We start from the raw sequence: 423 nt of genomic DNA, 5'->3' as shown, positions 1-423 counted from the left end.
AAGGAGGGCCTTGCCAATCTCGCCCAGGCGATCACCTCGCCGGGTGACATCGTGCTGGTACCCAACCCGAGCTATCCGATCCATCCCTACGGCTTCATCATCGCCGGCGGCTCGATCCGCCACATCCCGGTGCCGGGCTCGACCTCGCTCGCGGAGTTCCTGCCGGCGCTCGAGCGCGCCGTGCGCTATGCGGTGCCCAAGCCGATCGCCCTGGTGCTGAACTATCCGTCGAACCCGACGGCGCAGATCGTCGACCTCGATTTCTATGCCGCGATCGTCGACTTCTGCCGACGCCAGGGCATCTGGATCCTGAGCGATCTCGCCTATGCCGAGATCTACTTCGACGGCAATCCGCCGCCGTCGGTGCTGCAGGTGCCGGGCGCGCGCGACATCGCCATCGAATTCACCTCGATGAGCAAGACC

The 423-nt window shown here is 65.5% G+C and carries 1 protein-coding gene; it reads left to right on the top strand.

Features of this window, described 5'->3' with window-relative positions; translation table 11 throughout:
* Positions 1-423, top strand: a 423-nt coding sequence (locus JG676_RS08335; RefSeq protein WP_200217944.1) for an aminotransferase class I/II-fold pyridoxal phosphate-dependent enzyme, incomplete at both ends; no start/stop codon positions are given.

It is taken from the genome of Campylobacter sp. 2018MI34, assembly GCF_016598975.1.
Lineage (GTDB): Bacteria > Campylobacterota > Campylobacteria > Campylobacterales > Campylobacteraceae > Campylobacter_D.
The sequence above is the reverse complement of the archived record's forward strand: the minus strand, read 5'-3'. Positions and strand labels throughout refer to the sequence as shown.